Source organism: Luteimonas sp. A277, from assembly GCF_054052045.1.
This window is the reverse complement of sequence record NZ_JBSVRG010000001.1, coordinates 241,471-256,517: the sequence shown is the minus strand read 5'-3', so window position 1 is coordinate 256,517 and position 15,047 is coordinate 241,471. Positions and strand designations below refer to the sequence as shown.

15 protein-coding genes are annotated in these 15,047 nt (G+C 65.3%); 4 read left to right on the top strand and 11 right to left on the bottom strand.

Annotated elements, in window-relative coordinates; translation table 11 throughout:
• Positions 1-107: 107 nt before the first annotated feature.
• Positions 108-590 (top strand): FKBP-type peptidyl-prolyl cis-trans isomerase, encoded by a 483-nt coding sequence (locus ACW7G2_RS01210; RefSeq protein WP_456971885.1) that lies wholly within the window; start codon positions 108-110, stop codon positions 588-590.
• 79 nt (positions 591-669) lie between these two features.
• Here the strand turns inward: ACW7G2_RS01210 and ACW7G2_RS01205 are convergent, their stop codons facing one another.
• The 11 genes from ACW7G2_RS01205 to ACW7G2_RS01155 form a co-directional block, all read right to left on the bottom strand.
• Positions 670-1,314 (bottom strand): HD domain-containing protein, encoded by a 645-nt coding sequence (locus tag ACW7G2_RS01205; protein ID WP_456971883.1) that lies wholly within the window; start codon positions 1,312-1,314, stop codon positions 670-672.
• 2 nt (positions 1,315-1,316) lie between these two features.
• Complete coding sequence (locus ACW7G2_RS01200; protein WP_456971881.1) at positions 1,317-1,778, bottom strand: DMT family transporter; 462 nt, start codon at positions 1,776-1,778, stop codon at positions 1,317-1,319.
• A gap of 90 nt (positions 1,779-1,868) precedes the next feature.
• Positions 1,869-2,216, bottom strand: a complete 348-nt coding sequence (locus ACW7G2_RS01195; protein WP_456971879.1) for a hypothetical protein — start codon at positions 2,214-2,216, stop codon at positions 1,869-1,871.
• Between the two features lie 37 nt (positions 2,217-2,253).
• Complete coding sequence (gene tssH, locus ACW7G2_RS01190; protein WP_456971877.1) at positions 2,254-5,049, bottom strand: type VI secretion system ATPase TssH; 2,796 nt, start codon at positions 5,047-5,049, stop codon at positions 2,254-2,256.
• A gap of 25 nt (positions 5,050-5,074) precedes the next feature.
• Positions 5,075-6,163 carry a type VI secretion system baseplate subunit TssG gene (gene tssG, locus ACW7G2_RS01185; protein ID WP_456971875.1) on the bottom strand — a complete coding sequence of 363 codons (1,089 nt, stop codon included), beginning with the start codon at positions 6,161-6,163 and terminating at the stop codon, positions 5,075-5,077.
• Complete coding sequence (gene tssF / locus ACW7G2_RS01180) at positions 6,127-7,962, bottom strand: type VI secretion system baseplate subunit TssF (protein ID WP_456971873.1); 1,836 nt, start codon at positions 7,960-7,962, stop codon at positions 6,127-6,129. The genes tssG and tssF overlap by 37 nt, the downstream gene beginning before the upstream one ends.
• 3 nt (positions 7,963-7,965) lie before the next feature.
• Complete coding sequence (gene tssE / locus ACW7G2_RS01175) at positions 7,966-8,448, bottom strand: type VI secretion system baseplate subunit TssE (RefSeq protein WP_456971871.1); 483 nt, start codon at positions 8,446-8,448, stop codon at positions 7,966-7,968.
• 71 nt (positions 8,449-8,519) lie between these two features.
• Positions 8,520-9,071 carry an Hcp family type VI secretion system effector gene (locus ACW7G2_RS01170; protein WP_456971869.1) on the bottom strand — a complete coding sequence of 184 codons (552 nt, stop codon included), beginning with the start codon at positions 9,069-9,071 and terminating at the stop codon, positions 8,520-8,522.
• Positions 9,072-9,153: 82 nt separating this feature from the next.
• Entirely contained in the window at positions 9,154-10,644 is a 1,491-nt protein-coding gene (gene tssC / locus ACW7G2_RS01165) for a type VI secretion system contractile sheath large subunit (protein WP_456971867.1), read from the bottom strand.
• A 3-nt stretch (positions 10,645-10,647) separates the two neighbouring features.
• A complete protein-coding gene (gene tssB / locus ACW7G2_RS01160) occupies positions 10,648-11,151 on the bottom strand; it encodes a type VI secretion system contractile sheath small subunit (protein ID WP_456971865.1) in 504 nt (167 codons plus the stop codon).
• Between the two features lie 39 nt (positions 11,152-11,190).
• On the bottom strand, positions 11,191-11,847 hold the full coding sequence (locus ACW7G2_RS01155) for a hypothetical protein (protein WP_456971863.1): 657 nt from the start codon (positions 11,845-11,847) through the stop codon (positions 11,191-11,193).
• 294 nt (positions 11,848-12,141) lie between these two features.
• Here ACW7G2_RS01155 and tssJ point away from each other — a divergent pair, with 294 nt between their 5' ends.
• The 3 genes from tssJ (at position 12,142) to ACW7G2_RS01140 (ending at position 14,996) form a co-directional block, all read left to right on the top strand.
• Positions 12,142-12,753 (top strand): type VI secretion system lipoprotein TssJ, encoded by a 612-nt coding sequence (tssJ, locus tag ACW7G2_RS01150; RefSeq protein WP_456971861.1) that lies wholly within the window; start codon positions 12,142-12,144, stop codon positions 12,751-12,753.
• A 120-nt stretch (positions 12,754-12,873) separates the two neighbouring features.
• Positions 12,874-14,211 carry a type VI secretion system baseplate subunit TssK gene (gene tssK, locus ACW7G2_RS01145; protein ID WP_456971859.1) on the top strand — a complete coding sequence of 446 codons (1,338 nt, stop codon included), beginning with the start codon at positions 12,874-12,876 and terminating at the stop codon, positions 14,209-14,211.
• Positions 14,208-14,996: a DotU family type IV/VI secretion system protein gene (locus tag ACW7G2_RS01140; RefSeq protein WP_456971857.1), complete on the top strand. Its 789-nt coding sequence runs from the start codon at positions 14,208-14,210 to the stop codon at positions 14,994-14,996. The genes tssK and ACW7G2_RS01140 overlap by 4 nt, the downstream gene beginning before the upstream one ends.
• The last annotated feature ends 51 nt before the right edge of the window (positions 14,997-15,047 follow it).

Sequence of the window (15,047 nt, the reverse complement as noted above, 5' to 3'; positions counted from 1 at the left end):
ACATCCGCGGCGGGATCTCTAGCCTGCGGGCCGTATTACTTCTTTTGCTGCCGTGTGTTCTCCGGCATATCCCCTTTTTCTTTCCCTTCCATCCAAGGAGCTGCTCCATGGAGATCGCTTCCAATCGCGTCGCCAGCATTCACTACACCCTCACCAATGACGAAGGCCAGGTCATCGACCGCTCGCCCGAAGAACAGCCGCTGAGCTACCTGCACGGTGCCGGCAACATCGTTCCGGGCCTGGAGCGCGCGCTGGAAGGCAAAAGCACGGGCGACACGTTCAAGGTGGATGTCAGCCCCAACGAGGGCTACGGCCAGCGGAATGACGCGCTGGTCCAGACCGTTCCGCGCGAAGCTTTCCAGGGCGTGGAGAGCATTGAGCCGGGCATGCAGTTCCGTGCCCAGACCGACAACGGCCCACTCGTAGTGACCGTGGCCGAAGTGGACGACGAACAGGTGAAGATCGACGGCAACCACCCGCTGGCCGGCCAGACCCTGCACTTTGCAATCGAAGTGGCCAACGTGCGCGAGGCTTCCGAGCAGGAGAAGCAGGTAGGCCACGTTGGTCAGCCTCAGGACGCCGCGGACTGATCCGCAGCTTTTGACCCATCTTCCAGCGGATGCCGGCCCCGCAAGGCCGGCATCCGGGAACGCCTGATCCGCGCCGCCGTCAGTTGGGGGCGACACCCTGCAATACCCGGCGCAGGTTGGCGCGGGCAGCGGAATCGTAACGCTGGTGGAACAGGTCGCTGAGGAAGATCCTCGGCCACTCCAGCAAGGCTTTCAGGAAGCGACGGCGGTTGAGCCGGAACAGCCAGCCCGGCACGTGTCCGCGATACTCCGCGGCAATCGCCAGGTTGTAGGCATCGAACAGGTCCGGCTCCGCGCCGAGGATTGCCATGTCGCAATCGAGGAAATGGCGGACATCATCCGCATCCGCCCCGCTGCCGAAATCCTCCGGCAGGTGCTGTCCGTGGCGGGCGGTCAATTCGATGAGCCACGAAACCCTTGCCGCATCCAGCCCCGCTTCCGGCAGCCAGCGCTGGATGTGCTCTGCCGCCAGCCGCGCGGAACGGACCTCGTTGTCACGGCGCTTCGCCTCATAGATGGCATCGTGGTACAGCACCGCCAGCCAGGTTTCCGCCGGCCTCGCCCAGCCCGGGCCAGCGGTCACATCGGCATAGTGCCCAAGCACTTCGGCCACGTGGTTGAAGTTGTGATAATCCCGCGGCGGGCTGCGGTATGCCGCCTGGATGGCCTCTGTCTGCGCAGCAGGCAGCGCCAGCGGGCCACTCGCAAAAATGTCTCCGTGCATGCTCAGCCCACCTGCCCCGGGCGCAGCACCAGCACGGCACCCGCGGCCACCAACAGCGCGCCTAGCACCCGCCAGGTATCCACGGGACGCACCGGTCCCAATACGCCGAAGTGATCAAAGAGCAGGGAGCCGACCAGCTGGCCGCCCACCACCAGGCAGATCAGCCCCGCGGCGCCCAGCTTGGGCACCAGTACCGTGGCACACAGTACGAACAGCGCGCCGATCAACCCGCCCGCCCAGACCCAGGCCGGCAAAGCCGCCAGGGTCCGCAAGCCGGGCATCGGCGTACGCGTGGCCAGCAGCGCCAACGCCAGAACCATGGTGCCCACGAGGAACGAGGCAAACGACGCAAACAGCGCGCCTTCCGTCGCCTGCCCCAAGCGCGCGTTGATCAGGGCCTGCAGCGGCAACAGCACACCCACGGCCGCCGCCAAAGCGATCCCACCGGCCATCCATCCGTTCATGCACGACTCCCGTTGCAAGCACCTCGACAGTCTAAGGCCCTGCGTGCGGGAGACGGCATGAAGCCGGTGGGCGCCGCGCCCCGCCCGGACTCAGGCGGTAATGCGCTCCAGGCGGAGCGCCGGGTTCTCGGTGCAGTGCAGCTGGAAATTGCGGCCCGCCATGGACACGGTGATCTCGCGCACGTTGTTGACGATGCGCCGGTCACCGCTGCGCATCCGGGTGCCGTCATGGATACGCCAGGCAAACCGTGACATCAGGACTGCAAGGTTGCGCGCGTCGCCACGGGCTTCCGGAGCCGCCTGGTCCAGCAGGTCCACCACGTGTTCCGGCCTGACCCGGTTCCAGGCGCAGACCCCCTCGGTGGAACGCTTGCGGCCGAGCGCGAAGCTGTCGCAGTTGTCGATCGCCTGGTCAACATCCAATCCATAGAAATCCATGCTGTTCTCCTTTGCTTCCTGGTTGCGCCGGGTCGCCTCATGCCACCCGGTATTCGAAACTTCCCTTGTCATCCGCGGTCACGTCGATACGCGTGATACTGCCACCTTCGGCCATGCTGGCCAGCACGTTGCCGGCGATCTCCGGCAGCAAGGTGCCGTTGAGGATGTGATCGACGTTGCGCGCGCCCGAGTCCACCTCGGTGCAGCGCGCCAACACCGCCTCCACCAGCTCGCCGTTCCAGTCGAACACTGCCTTGTGATTGGCCGCCACCCGGTCGCGGATGCGCCCGAGCTTGAGTTCGATGATGCGGGCCAGCACGTCGTCGCTGATGGGGTAGTACGGCACCACTTTCAGCCGGCCGAGGAACGCCGGCTTGAAGTGCTTCATCAGCACCGGCCTCAGGCTCTCGGCCAGGGCGTCCGCATTCGGGATGTCCTGATCCTCCTTGTTCAGGCAGGCCTGCATGATCTGCGCCGAGCCGACGTTGGAGGTGAGGATGATCAGCGTGTTGCGGAAGTCGATCTCACGCCCTTCGGCATCGTCCATCACGCCCTTGTCGAACACCTGGAAGAACGTTTCCAGCACGTCCGGATGGGCCTTCTCCACCTCGTCCAGCAACACCACGCTGTAGGGGTTGCGGCGCACCGCCTCGGTCAGGACGCCACCTTCGCCGTAACCGACGTAGCCCGGAGGAGAGCCCTTCAGGCCGGACACGCTGTGGGCCTCCTGGTACTCACTCATGTTGATGGTGATGAGCTTGCGCTCGCCACCATAGAGAATGTCGGCCAGGGCCAGCGCGGTTTCGGTCTTGCCGACGCCCGATGGGCCGACGAACATGAAGACTCCCCGCGGCTTGTTCGGGTCCTCCAGCTTGGCGGTGGCCGTGCGCACGCGCTGGGCGATGGCCTCCAGCGCATGGTCCTGGCCGATCACCCGCTCGGCCAGCAACCCGCCGAGGTTGCGCACGGTGCGGATCTCGTCCTTGACCATGCGCCCGAGCGGGATGCCGGTCCAGGCCGAAACAATCTCCGCCACCACGGTCCCATCCACCTGCAGGGGGACCATGGGGCTTTCGCCCTGGAGTTCGCGCAGTTCGGCCATCAGGGCGTCGAGTTCGGCCTGCTCGGGCGACACCGCCGCTTCCACGTTGGCTGCCTTCTTCGCTGCCTTACGCGTCTTTTTCTTTGCGGGAGCGGGCGCGGGCTGTGGTTCACCAGCGCCGGCGCCATCGGCGACATCCCCGGCAGCTGCAGGCTGCTCACCCGTCAGGGGCTCCTCCATCCGGGTCCGCAGTTCGCGGACCTTTCCGGCGAGGGCCGTCTCCTGCTCCAGCCGGGCCTGGCTTTCCGCCAGCACCTTGCGTGACTCCTCTTGTTGTCCGCGCAGCTCGACCAGGCGCTCTCCGTGTTCTCGCGCTCCACCGGCGACCTCGCGCTCCAGGGCGGTAATTTCCGCCTCAAGCCGCTCCAGGTGCCTGGTGGTGTCCTCGATGATCGCGGGCGTGGCGCTCTGCCCCAGCGCCACTTTGGCGCAAGCGGTATCAAGCACGCCGACCGCCTTGTCCGGCAGCTGGCGCCTGCTGATGTAGCGGTGTGAAAGCCGGACTGCCTCGGTGATGGCTTCATCCAGCACGCGGATGCCGAAGTGCTTTTCCATCAGCGGCACGATGCCGCGAAGCATCGCGGCGGCCAGCGGCTCGGAGGGCTCCTCCACCTTCACCACCTGGAAGCGACGGGCCAGCGCGGCATCCTTCTCGAAGTACTTTTTGTATTCGGCCCAGGTGGTGGCCGCGATGGTCCGCAGCTCTCCGCGCGCCAGGGCCGGCTTGAGCAGGTTGGCGGCGTCGTTCTGGCCGGCAGCTCCGCCGGCGCCAATCATGGTGTGGGCTTCGTCGATGAACAGGATGATCGGGTGCGGGCTTCTCTTGACTTCGTCGATCACGCCCTTGAGCCGGTTCTCGAATTCACCCTTCACACTGGCCCCGGCCTGCAGCAACCCCATATCCAGCACCTGCAACTCCACTCCCTGCAGCACCTGGGGTACGTCCTGGCCGGCGATGCGAAGGGCCAGGCCTTCCACCACCGCCGTCTTGCCCACGCCGGCCTCGCCGGTGAGGATCGGGTTGTTCTGGCGGCGACGCAGCAGGATGTCCACCAGCTGGCGAATCTCCGGATCACGACCGATCACCGGATCGATGTGCCCATCACGCGCCCGCTGGGTAAGGTTGGTGGTGAACTGGTCCAGTGCCGGCGTTTTTGAAAGTCCGCCCTCCCCGGGCTGCTGCACTTCTGCGCCCCCACCTTCAACCCCACCTTCAGTCCCTGAAGCGGCATCGGCGAACCCCACCGCCTGCCCGCCTTCCTGGGAGCCTTCGGTCAGCGCGCTGAAGTTGTGCTTGAGCTCCTCGCGCTTGATCCGGGCGAACTGCTTTGATCCCCGGTAGGCCAGCTGCGACAGGTCCGGCTGGGTCAGCAGTGCCAGCAGCAGGTGGCCGCTGCGGATGCGGGTCGTGCCTGAATCCAGCGATGCCAGCAGCCAGGCGTGTTCAAACAGGGTGGGCAGGTGCGGCGAGAACACCGGGGTGCGCGTATTGCCATTGCGGAATTTCGCGATCTCGGCCGCCAGATCCTTTTCCAGGGCGCCCGCGGGAATCCCGCTCCGCCGCGCGATCAGGGAGAAGTCGCACTGCGGCTGCTCCAGCAGCGCGAGGAACAGGTGCTCAAGATCCACCTCGTAGTTGCCGCGCGCCATGCACAGGCTGGCGGCCCGCTCGGCCGCTTGGCGGCAGCTGTCGTTGAGCTTGCCAATCAGTGTCTTGAGATTGATGTTCATGCTTGAAAACAACGCTCCATGTCATTCATTGCAGGGTGTGGATTCCATATCCGGCATCAGCCCTGGCCTGCTGCGAGGGCCGCGTGCACACATAACTATCCCAGCCCAGCCGCGCACCGTGGCCACCACCGATGCCCGCGCCGCGGACATCCTCGGCCCTGAGCAGCAACCGGATTTCGTACTCCAGGCACGACCCCGTGAGCAACGTCAGCCACTTTTCCAGCGCGGCGGCAGCGGTGCCTCCAGGCAGGAAGTCGTCGAAGCGCTCGCGCTGCAAGGGGCCGATCACCAACCGCATCCGCAGGTCCCGCTGCCACACCCGGTTACCGGCAAGCGCGGTAGTCCCCAACCCCGCGTTGGCCACGCCCAGCCTGGTGGCCTGATGCTCCGGCACCTGGTACCAGGCACCCACGAACTGTTCGACCTCGACGCCCGCCTGGAAATAATCGGCGAGCACCTGCTGCAGCAGGCGTGCCGATACAGGGCGCTGGCGCACCGCGCCGGCGTAATGGGCAATGGCCTGGTCGAATACCCCACCCTCGCCCTCGGCCAGGCGGTCGCGCAGTCCGGTCATCCCCACGCCGGCCAGCGACAGCACAAGCGGCAGGAATTTCTCCTTGCGGTCCAGCTCGTACTGCATTGCCAGGCGATACTTCTTCCACGCGGCGTAATGCAGCGCCACCGCGCGGTTGGTAAACATATCCAGGAAGGCCCGCGCCGCGCGATCACGCTGGTAGGTTTCGCGCTCCTGCAGGAACTCGGTGTAATGCGTCGGCAAGGCTCCGACCGTGCCCAGCAGCCCCATGAAGGCGGGCGTGAGCGTGATGTCGCCGATGTTCCCGCTTGCTGCGGCTTCCTCGATTTCCTCCGGCAGCGCAAGCGGCCCGCCTTCCGTCGTCCGGGCCTGGGCGCTTTCAATCTCGGCGGCGGGAAACGCCAGCGACAACGTGTTGCGAAAGCGCACGCGCAGCGCCACCGCATCCTTGCCACCCCCGCCCTGGCGCAAGTACAGCTGTTCGATCAGCCGCATCGCCTGGAAGAAACCGAAGCGGTGCGGCTGATCGAGCAGCTGCTGGATCAGGCCAGGATCGATTCGCCGCTTCGCGGGTCGCATCGGACCAGCTCCTCGCCGTTGCGGGCAGACAAAAGGACGAATCGGGTAAAGCTGTTGGCATGGACGTAAAGGGCGAAGAAGCGGTCCATCACGTGCACGAACGCTGCGATGCCCGTGCCCACGAAGCCGGCCTCGTCGATCGTCATCCGGATCTCGATCCCCCGCACTACCGAGCCGAAGTGCTCGCCTGCCAGCCAGGTGGTGCTGGAACTGTGCTCCAGCCCGACGATGCCCTCGATCTGGCGGCTGGACACGCTGCTGGACGACAGGTCGTAAAGGCGAAGCATCTCCTTCACCGCCGGCAGCCCGCTCTGGGTCAGCGACAGGTGATTCAGCGACAGGTGCGAGATCAGCCGCCAATGCGCGCTGTGTCCGCGCGCGAAGCGCAGCGGCGATGTGGGCTTGCGCAGCAGCTCGATGCTGCGGGCCGGGCTGCCGCCCTCGATGACCAGATCGCCACCGGGCACGCCGTAGGCCAGCCGGGTTGGCAGGTCACGGTTGCTGCAGGTCAATTCCACCCCGACCACGTCGGTCCTGGGCACGACCGGATTGAAATCCAGGTCCACGAACGAGAGCTCGGTTTCATAGCCCGGGCTCTGGCGGGCCACCATTTCGTCCCGTCGCGACAGCCAGTAGTGTCCGCTGCGGTCCGGATCCTCACCATGGTGCAGCGAATAGAACGGCCGGAACTCCTGCACCTGCTCACCCTGCGGCGTCTGCCGGATCCGGCGCACCGCATCGATTGAGTGGACCTCATAGGCGAACGCGCGGCGAGCATCGGCCACCACGGGATAAGTGGCGGCCCGGTGGGTGACCCGGATCGGCTCCCCGCGCTGCTGGAACAGGTTGACCACCGGGGTGCAACCGAGCAGCACGTTGTCGGCACCCATCCCTTCCAGCAGGCGGCTGCCTGCGTCCTCACCGCGATTTCCGCGCAGGACCAGGTGCACGCTGAAGCGGCGACTGGCACCGGCCACCACCGGCGCCAGATCAAGATCAAAGAAGCCGAATTTCTCCGGGAAGGCGAAGAGCTCCGTGAGCAGCCGGTAAGCCGGATGCGAGCGCGCCGGGAAATCGACCAGCGCTTCGTCTTCGGTAAAACCGACCGGCGCAAGCGGGGATTTTTCCAGCCTGCGCCAGCGCCCGTCCCCGTCCGCTTCCACGTAGGCGGCCATCACCTGCAGCGCGAGTGCATCCCGCAGCGCAGCGCAGAACGACGGCTCGCCATTGACGAACAGGCGCAGTGCGTGCACCCCCAGGCCGGCGAAGGACACCTGGTCGGAGAGCAGCTCGAATTCGAGGGTGATCCTGCCGCCCGCTCCGGGTGGCACCGTGGTGGCCATCGGCGCATCGGCAACCGCCCGGTATCCGGCTTTCACCAGTGCCAGTGGCAGCAGGTCAACGTTGTAGGCGGTGCGGAACCGGCATTGCACGCCCTTGACCGGGCGCGATTGCAGCTGGGTTCCACGCGCGACCCGAACCGGCGCGCCCAGCTTGGCTGCCGCCGGACCCATGTCAAAGCGCGCAATCGAGCAGGACGGGAACGGCCGCAGATAATGCGGGTACATCACCTCCAGCAATGCGTCGGTGAACTCGGGGTAATCGTCTTCCAGCTTCTTCGATACTCGGGCGCTGAGCAGCGCGAAGGACTCGATCAGCCGCTCGACGTGCGGATCCTGGCTGCCGTCGGCGGACACCAGCAGGCGGCCGGCGATCTTCGGATAGCGCTCGGCAAACTCGCGCCCGTAGCGGCGCAGGAATGCCAGTTCCCTTTCGTAATGCGGAAGGAGGTCCTGCATCGGTCAGGCCGCCTGCCGGCGCATCCGGCTGACCGAGTATTGCAGCGTGTTCGCCTGCAGCAGCGCATCAAAGCTGACCGGCTCGCGTGCCGGCTGCAGGTCCAGCAGGGCCTGGATGGTGAAGTGCAGGCCCCCACCGAGGCGCGGGCTGGCATCCAGGCTCACCTGCACGTTGGTCAGGCGCGGCTCATGGCGGGCAACCGCCTGCTCCAGCGAACGGCAGATTTCCGCGCGGTCATAGGCGTTGGCCAGGCTCATGGAGGAGAAGTCGCACAGCCCGTAGGTCATCAGCGACTGTCGGCAATTGGGATAGTCGGCCAGGTCCAGTTCGGAGAAGGCGGAACGGCTGTTGAGCAGCCCTTCCAGGTCACGCGCCACCGATTCCTTGTACTGCTCAACAGAAATCGATTTGAATACGCCGCCCCCGGTACTTCCAGGCGCGTCATCAAGAAGTTTTTCAATCAGGCTCGGCTCGAATCCATTCATTGACCGTCGTCCCAGGTTGTTCGGCGGCGGCCGCAACAGCGGTGGCGCCGAAGCGCCACCGCCAAGGTGGATCAGGTCAGGTAGTTCGGGACGTTCTTGGTATTGCTCCACTGGGCAACCGTCTTGCCGCCCACGCCGCCTTCCGGCTTCTGCTGGTTGTAGGTCCAGCGGATGGCGCCGAAGCTCAGCTGCACCACTTCCTGCGGCATGCCCTCGTCATCCACCGTAGTGGTTACGCGGTGCACGAGCACATTGAGCAGTTCAATGGAGTAGTAGTTGATGGCATTGCCGTCCTTGTCGGCGCGCATGAACTCGATGCGGGCCTTGGGGAACGTGGTGCCGTTGGCCGTCGCCTGGTTCAGCGCGGTGGTGGCCAGGTCGATCTCCTTGACGATCTCGACCGGCGACATGTTGACGCGTGCCGCGGTCTGGCCGCCCGAGGTCGAAGCAGTTGCCGAGCGCGGCTGCAGGAGGTCCTGCGAGAACGACTTGATCTCGATCCAGTCCCGGTGCTTGTCGTCGCGGGACTCACCCTTGATGGTGTCGATGCTGAGGAATGCGTGCTGCATGATCTGGTTTCCTTTGTTCCGTTCTTCCGTGAGATAGGCGGGCTGGACATGCATCCAGCCCTGTTTGCCACCGTCCGCTCAGGACGGCCGCGTCAGTACTACCCAGGGGTCTCCGCCCCTTGACGCTGCAAAAACGCTACGACTTCTTGGCACCGGCCGGCAGTTCGGCCACCAGTCGCAACGAAACAGACAGCTCATCGAGCTGGAAATGCGGCCTGATGAAGGCCACCGCGCGGTAGACGCCGGGCTTGCCCGGCACCTCCGAAACCTGGACGGATGCCTCGCGCAACGGGTACTGCGCCTTGGCTTCCTGGGTTGCGTTGTCGTCAAGCAACACGTACTGGGCGATCCAGCGGTTGAGGAAATCCTCCACGTTGCCCACCGAGGCAAAGCTGCCGATCTTCTCGCGCATCATTGCCTTCAGGTAATGCGCGATCCGCGACACCGCGAAGATGTACTGCAGCTGCGCCGAGAGAATGGCGTTGGCATTGGCCGCGTCGGAGTTGTACTTCTTCGGCTTCTGCGCCGATTGGGCGCCGAAGAACGCTGCGTAATCGGTGTTCTTGCAGTGCACCAGCGGGATGAAGCCCAGATCACTCAGCTCCTTCTCGCGGCGGTCGGTGATGGCAAGCTCGGTCGGGCACTTGAGCGCCACTTCGCCATCATCGGTGCGGAAGGTATGGGTAGGCAGATCTTCCACCAGGCCACCGCCCTCCACGCCGCGGATCGCCGCGCACCAGCCGTACTCCTCGAACGCCTTGGTCAGGCGCGCGCCCATGGCGTAGGCGGTGTTGCACCACAGGTACTTGTCGTGATTGCTCGCTTCCACTTCCTCCACGAAGTTGAAGCCTTCCACGGTGATGCCGTCCTTGGGGTTGTAAGGCAGGCGGCCGAGGAAGCGCGGCAGGGTCAGGCCCACGTAGCGGCTGTCCTCGCCATCGCGGAACGACTTCCACTTCGCGTACTCGACCGTGTCGAACACCTTGGCCAGATCACGCGGCTTGCCCAGGTCGGCAAAACTCTCCAGCCCGAACATGTCCTCGGACGCGGCGCTGATGAACGGGGCATGCGCGGCGGCGGCCACGTGCGACATCTGCTCGATGAAGTACATGTCCTCCGGCTGGCGGCCGATGTAGTAATCGCCGATCAGGGCGCCAAACGGCGCACCACCGAAGGTGCCGAACTCTTCTTCGTACACCTTCTTGAACAGCGCGCTCTGGTCGAAATCGATCGCCGACTTGAAGTCACGCACCAGGTCCTTCTTTGGCGCGTTCAGCACCTTGACCTTGAGCAGCTGCCCGGTCGAGGTCTGCTGGCACAGGTAGTGAAGTCCGCGCCAGCTGCTTTCCAGCTGCTGGAACTCGGGCGCATGCATGACCGCGCTGACCTGTTCGGAAATGATCCTGTCCAGTTCCGCGACGCGCGCGTCCAGGGTCAGGCTCAGGTTGTCGGACACAACCACCGTGCCATCGAGAACTTCCCTGGCCAGCTCCGAAATAATGTCCTTGGCGCGGCGGTGCTCGGCATCCGACCTGGCAACCTTGCTCTGCTCGACAATCTGGTCGAGCAGCCCGGCTTCGGCGACGGTGGCGACGGCTTCGTTGGCGGTCGTGGCTTGTGCGGACATGCGTTACTCCTGGTTCCCGTCGCCGCCCAGCTGCTTGAGCTGCTCGGTGTTGTTGAGGACGTCGTTGAGCAGGTCCTCGAGCTTCTCGTTGCCGGCGAGCTTGTTGCGCAGGTCGGCGAGTTTCGCGCGTGACTCCATGAGCCTGCGCAGCGGCTCCACCTGCTGGACCACCGACTCCGGGCGGAAGTCGTCGATCGAATTGAATTTCAGCTCGACCCCGAACTCGCCGCCTTCATCGCTGATCCTGTTTTCCACGCGGTAGGTCGCGCGCGGCGTCATGCCTTCCATCACTTCATCGAAGTTGTCGAGATCGACGTTGACGAACTTGCGGTCCTTGACCCGCGGCAGCGGCTGCTCGGGATTGCCGCTGAAATCGCCCATCACGCCCATCACGAAAGGCAGCTCCTTTTCCTCGATCGCGTCGCCCTTCTCCACGTCGTACGTCAACTGCACGCGCGGCGGACGCACCTTCTGCAGGCGCTTCTGCACGCTATCCTTCTTGGACATCCTGTCGTCTCCTTGACGATGTGTGTTGTGGCCGTCAGCTCAGTTGCCGCCGATCCTCTCGAACGGATTGGAAGAAGCAGGGGCGCTGGGTTGCGCGGCTGGCGCCGCCGTATCGGCGGGCTGGGCCGGCGTGGCAGCCGCCGATTGAGCGCGACGGGCCGGTGCGCGGCGGCGCGGAGTTGGCGCCGGCGCCGACTGATCGGCAAAGATTTCCGCGCCCATGGTGTTGCGCAACGTGCCGGCCAACACCTCGGCTTCACGACGGGCGGTGGCCGAAGCCAGCGCGCCACGCCCCTGCAGCCGCTGCAGCGAACCGGTCGCAATGCGGAAGCCGCTCACCGTGAGGATGCCGTCGGCCACCAGGTCGTCGGGGTCGCGCTGCAGCACTTCCTCGGCGGCAACGATCGCGTGGGCGTAGTTGGTACGGTCGAATTCGAGCTGCGCCGTGCGCACCCAGGGTTCCTTGCGGATGGGATCGGCGCGGGCGGCGTTTGAGAGTGCGCCCACGGCATGATCGACCTGCCCGGCCTCGATGGCCGCTTCGGCCTGGGCCATCAGCCCGGCATAGTCGGGCGTACCTGTCTGTGAGGTGGTGGCGCAGGCGCCCAGCATGGACAGCAGCGCCAATCCGGCCAGGAGGCGAACGCTCCCGTCGATACGACCACGCAATCCCTGCATCTTCCCTGTCAAACGCATCCCTGTTGCACTCCCTTCGGTCATCAATGACCCCTTCAATCAATCCTGATTGGTTCCTTTACACGCAGCATGTCCCCGCTGCGCACGCTTGGGATCCGCAGCGCCAAAGCGCGTTGAATCCCGTTCCCTGCTGTATTCCGGTCTGGGTATAGTAGCCTTTCTCCGTCACGTCAAGACCGACGTTTCACGAAGACGCAAGCGACTCTGGATTGTGTCGTTTGCCCCCGTTGTCCAGAAGCCAGCCGAATCCGGCCGGCGCGGACATTAAAAACCAGCGCACCAGGCGATTCAAGTATGGACACTCATTTCGCACGCTATTCCTGCGTTTTCCTGCTGTTTACCGCGCTGTTGCTGTCTGGCTGCGCGAGCAGCGGTGGCGTTGGCAAAGCCGTCAATCGCACCCTGGAATCAGTGGGCCTGCGCGAAGCCGATGCCGATGCAGCGGCCGGGATCAGGACCATCCCGCTGCGGCTGTACGCCGGGGACAACCTCAACGCCGGCAATGGCCCGCGCGGCCTGGCCACCGTGGTCCGGATCTATTACCTGCGCGGCATCCAGCGCTTCGAACAGGTGCCCTTCGACGCACTGATGGACGAGGGCCGCGAGCGCGCCGAACTCGGCAACGACCTGATCGAAGTGCGCGAGCTGGTGCTGACCCCGGGCATCCGTCGCGAGTTGGAGGAGCGGCTGCCGGCGGAAGCCACGCACCTGGGCGTGGTGGCGCTGTTCCGCGCGCCAGCCAATGGCCGCTGGCGCTACGCCTTTGATGCACGCCACCGTGATGTCCAGTCCCAGGGGATCACTATCGGCCTGCATGCCTGCGCCTTGACCACCAGCAGCGAAGCCCTGGCATCGGCCGTCCCGGGCGATCCGGGCAGTCTGGTCTCGGCACGCTGCGGCCCCTGATCCGGAAAATCAGCCCCATGCCCGTTGCCTGATCCAACCATGCATGGGTAAGCTGCACTCCCGCGCCAAGGCAGGCCCGGCAACAAGCAAAAGGATTGCAATGTGTCGCATGTAAGTCGGATGTCGAAGGTGTTCTGGGGCGAAGGACTGTTCCTTCGACCACAGCATTTCCAGCGCCAGGACGCCTATCACGAAGCCCGCCTGCACGACCTGGCCCGAAGCATGCATCCCTGTGCCTGGGGGATAAGACGCCTTCGCGTTGATACCCAGAGCCTGGCAACCGGGACCCTGCGCCTGCTGGAAGCCTCCGCGATATTCCCCGACGGGGAGAGCTACGACGCGCCCTCACACGATGCGCTTCCAGACGCTCTTGCTCTGTCTTCCCTGCCCGAGGGCGTGCAGTCCAGCACGGTTTATCTCGCATTCCCGCTGCTGCGCGAGCACGGCGGCAACTGCGGCAAAGGCGCCGAAGAGGGCCGGGCCGCGCGCTTCACCCAGCGCAACCTGCCCACGCCCGACCTGTTCAGCGATGCCGCCGAAGCAGACCTCGCTTACCTGAGCAAGACCGTGCGCCTGCTGACGGAGGACAAGCCGCGCGACGCCTATGTCAGCATTCCCGTTGCCAGGGTGCGCCGCACCTCCACCGGCGGGTTTGAGCTGGATGACAGTTTCATCGCGCCAGTCCTCCATATCGATGGCAGTGCCCGGCTGCATAACCAGCTGCGGGCGCTGCTGGATGCGTTGCAGGCCAAGGTGGATGCGCTCTACGGCGTGCACCGCCAACCTTCCGAGCACATCATCGAATTCCGCTCCGGGGACATCGCCTCCTTCTGGCTGCTGCACACCGCCACGTCGTCGTTCGCCACGCTCTCGCACCTGTTCCACCAGGCCGGGCTGCACCCCGAACGGCTGCATCAGGAGCTGCTGCGCCTGGCCGGCAGCCTGCTCACCTTCTCCCGCAGCTATGCGCTTGCGGACCTGCCGCGCTATGACCATGAGGCGCCGGAGGCCGGCTTCGAGCAGCTGTTCACGATGATCCGCGAGTTGCTGGACACGGTGATCTCGGCCCGCTATTTCCAGATCACGCTGCAGGAAGCCAAGCCCTCGTTCCATGTCGGCCGGATCGATTCGCAGCGCATCGACGACAACTCCGTCTTCTACCTGGGCGTTGCCGCCGACATGCCCGCCCAGGAGCTGATCCAGACCGTGCCGATCCGCTTCAAGGTCGGCGCACCGGACGACGTGGAGAAGTGCGTGCTCTCCGCCCTGCCCGGGGTGAAGCTGGTGCACGCCGCGCAGGTACCGGCGGCGATCCCCGTGCGTCCCGGCAGCCACTACTTCTCGGTCGAGCCGCGCGGACCGCTGTACGAGCGCATGCTCAAGGCGCAGTCGCTGATGATCTACGTGCCCGGCGGAGTGCGCGAACTCAAACTTGAACTGATCGCGGTAGCGCCATGAACACCAACCTGCCTCCCGTCCCGGGCTCGATGCCCTCGTTGACCCCCCAGCTGGCGGCATCGCCGGTGGCCGGCGCGCCGACACCGCGCACGCTGGCCGACCTGATGTCCGACGGCTTCTACCTGCTGCTGCTGGTCAAGCGCGGCCAGCTGCCCAGCGACGGGGAAGCTTTCGTCCAGTCGGTGCAGCAGTTCCTGGACCGGGTGGAGCGCGGGGCGATCAAGATGGGCATCGCCTCTGAAGACGTATACGCCGCCAAGTACGCGTTCTGTGCGGCGATGGACGAAGCCATCCTGACCCAGCCTTCTTCGCTGCGCGATACGTGGGAACTGCAGCCGCTGCAGCTGCGCCTGTTCGGCGACCACCTGGCCGGTGAGAACTTCTTCGAACGTCTGGAAGAACTGCGCGCGCAGGGGGCGCCGCGCCTGCCCTCACTGGAGGTCTACCACTATTGCCTGCTGCTCGGCTTCGAAGGCAAATACCGTCTGGAAGGGCCTGAGAAGCTTGGCTATCTCACCGCGCGCCTGGGCGATGAGATCGTCTACCTCAAGGGCAAGCGCACCGGCTTCGCCCCGCACTGGCCGCCGCCGGACAACGTGAAGCACACCCTGCGCCGCGTGCTGCCGCTGTGGCTCCCCGCCGTGCTGGTGGCCGGATTTGGGCTGCTCGGCTACCTGGGCCTCAATGCCTGGTTTGGGCACCAGACAGACCAGACCCTGGCCGCCTACAACAACGTGGTGCAGATGCCCGAGCGCACGGCGCACATCACCATTACCCTGCCGTGAGACGAGGGGGTCTACCCCCTTGACGGTTAGCGCTCCGCTGGCCACGCTTCC

Coding starts and splice junctions, on each gene's coding strand:
- ACW7G2_RS01210 (WP_456971885.1), top strand. CDS start 108: ATGGAGATCGCTTCCAATCGCGTCGCCAGCATTCACTACACCCTCACC.
- ACW7G2_RS01205 (WP_456971883.1), bottom strand. CDS start 1,314: ATGCACGGAGACATTTTTGCGAGTGGCCCGCTGGCGCTGCCTGCTGCG.
- ACW7G2_RS01200 (WP_456971881.1), bottom strand. CDS start 1,778: ATGAACGGATGGATGGCCGGTGGGATCGCTTTGGCGGCGGCCGTGGGT.
- ACW7G2_RS01195 (WP_456971879.1), bottom strand. CDS start 2,216: ATGGATTTCTATGGATTGGATGTTGACCAGGCGATCGACAACTGCGAC.
- tssH (WP_456971877.1), bottom strand. CDS start 5,049: ATGAACATCAATCTCAAGACACTGATTGGCAAGCTCAACGACAGCTGC.
- tssG (WP_456971875.1), bottom strand. CDS start 6,163: ATGCGACCCGCGAAGCGGCGAATCGATCCTGGCCTGATCCAGCAGCTG.
- tssF (WP_456971873.1), bottom strand. CDS start 7,962: ATGCAGGACCTCCTTCCGCATTACGAAAGGGAACTGGCATTCCTGCGC.
- tssE (WP_456971871.1), bottom strand. CDS start 8,448: ATGAATGGATTCGAGCCGAGCCTGATTGAAAAACTTCTTGATGACGCG.
- ACW7G2_RS01170 (WP_456971869.1), bottom strand. CDS start 9,071: ATGCATGTCCAGCCCGCCTATCTCACGGAAGAACGGAACAAAGGAAAC.
- tssC (WP_456971867.1), bottom strand. CDS start 10,644: ATGTCCGCACAAGCCACGACCGCCAACGAAGCCGTCGCCACCGTCGCC.
- tssB (WP_456971865.1), bottom strand. CDS start 11,151: ATGTCCAAGAAGGATAGCGTGCAGAAGCGCCTGCAGAAGGTGCGTCCG.
- ACW7G2_RS01155 (WP_456971863.1), bottom strand. CDS start 11,847: ATGCGTTTGACAGGGAAGATGCAGGGATTGCGTGGTCGTATCGACGGG.
- tssJ (WP_456971861.1), top strand. CDS start 12,142: ATGGACACTCATTTCGCACGCTATTCCTGCGTTTTCCTGCTGTTTACC.
- tssK (WP_456971859.1), top strand. CDS start 12,874: ATGTCGAAGGTGTTCTGGGGCGAAGGACTGTTCCTTCGACCACAGCAT.
- ACW7G2_RS01140 (WP_456971857.1), top strand. CDS start 14,208: ATGAACACCAACCTGCCTCCCGTCCCGGGCTCGATGCCCTCGTTGACC.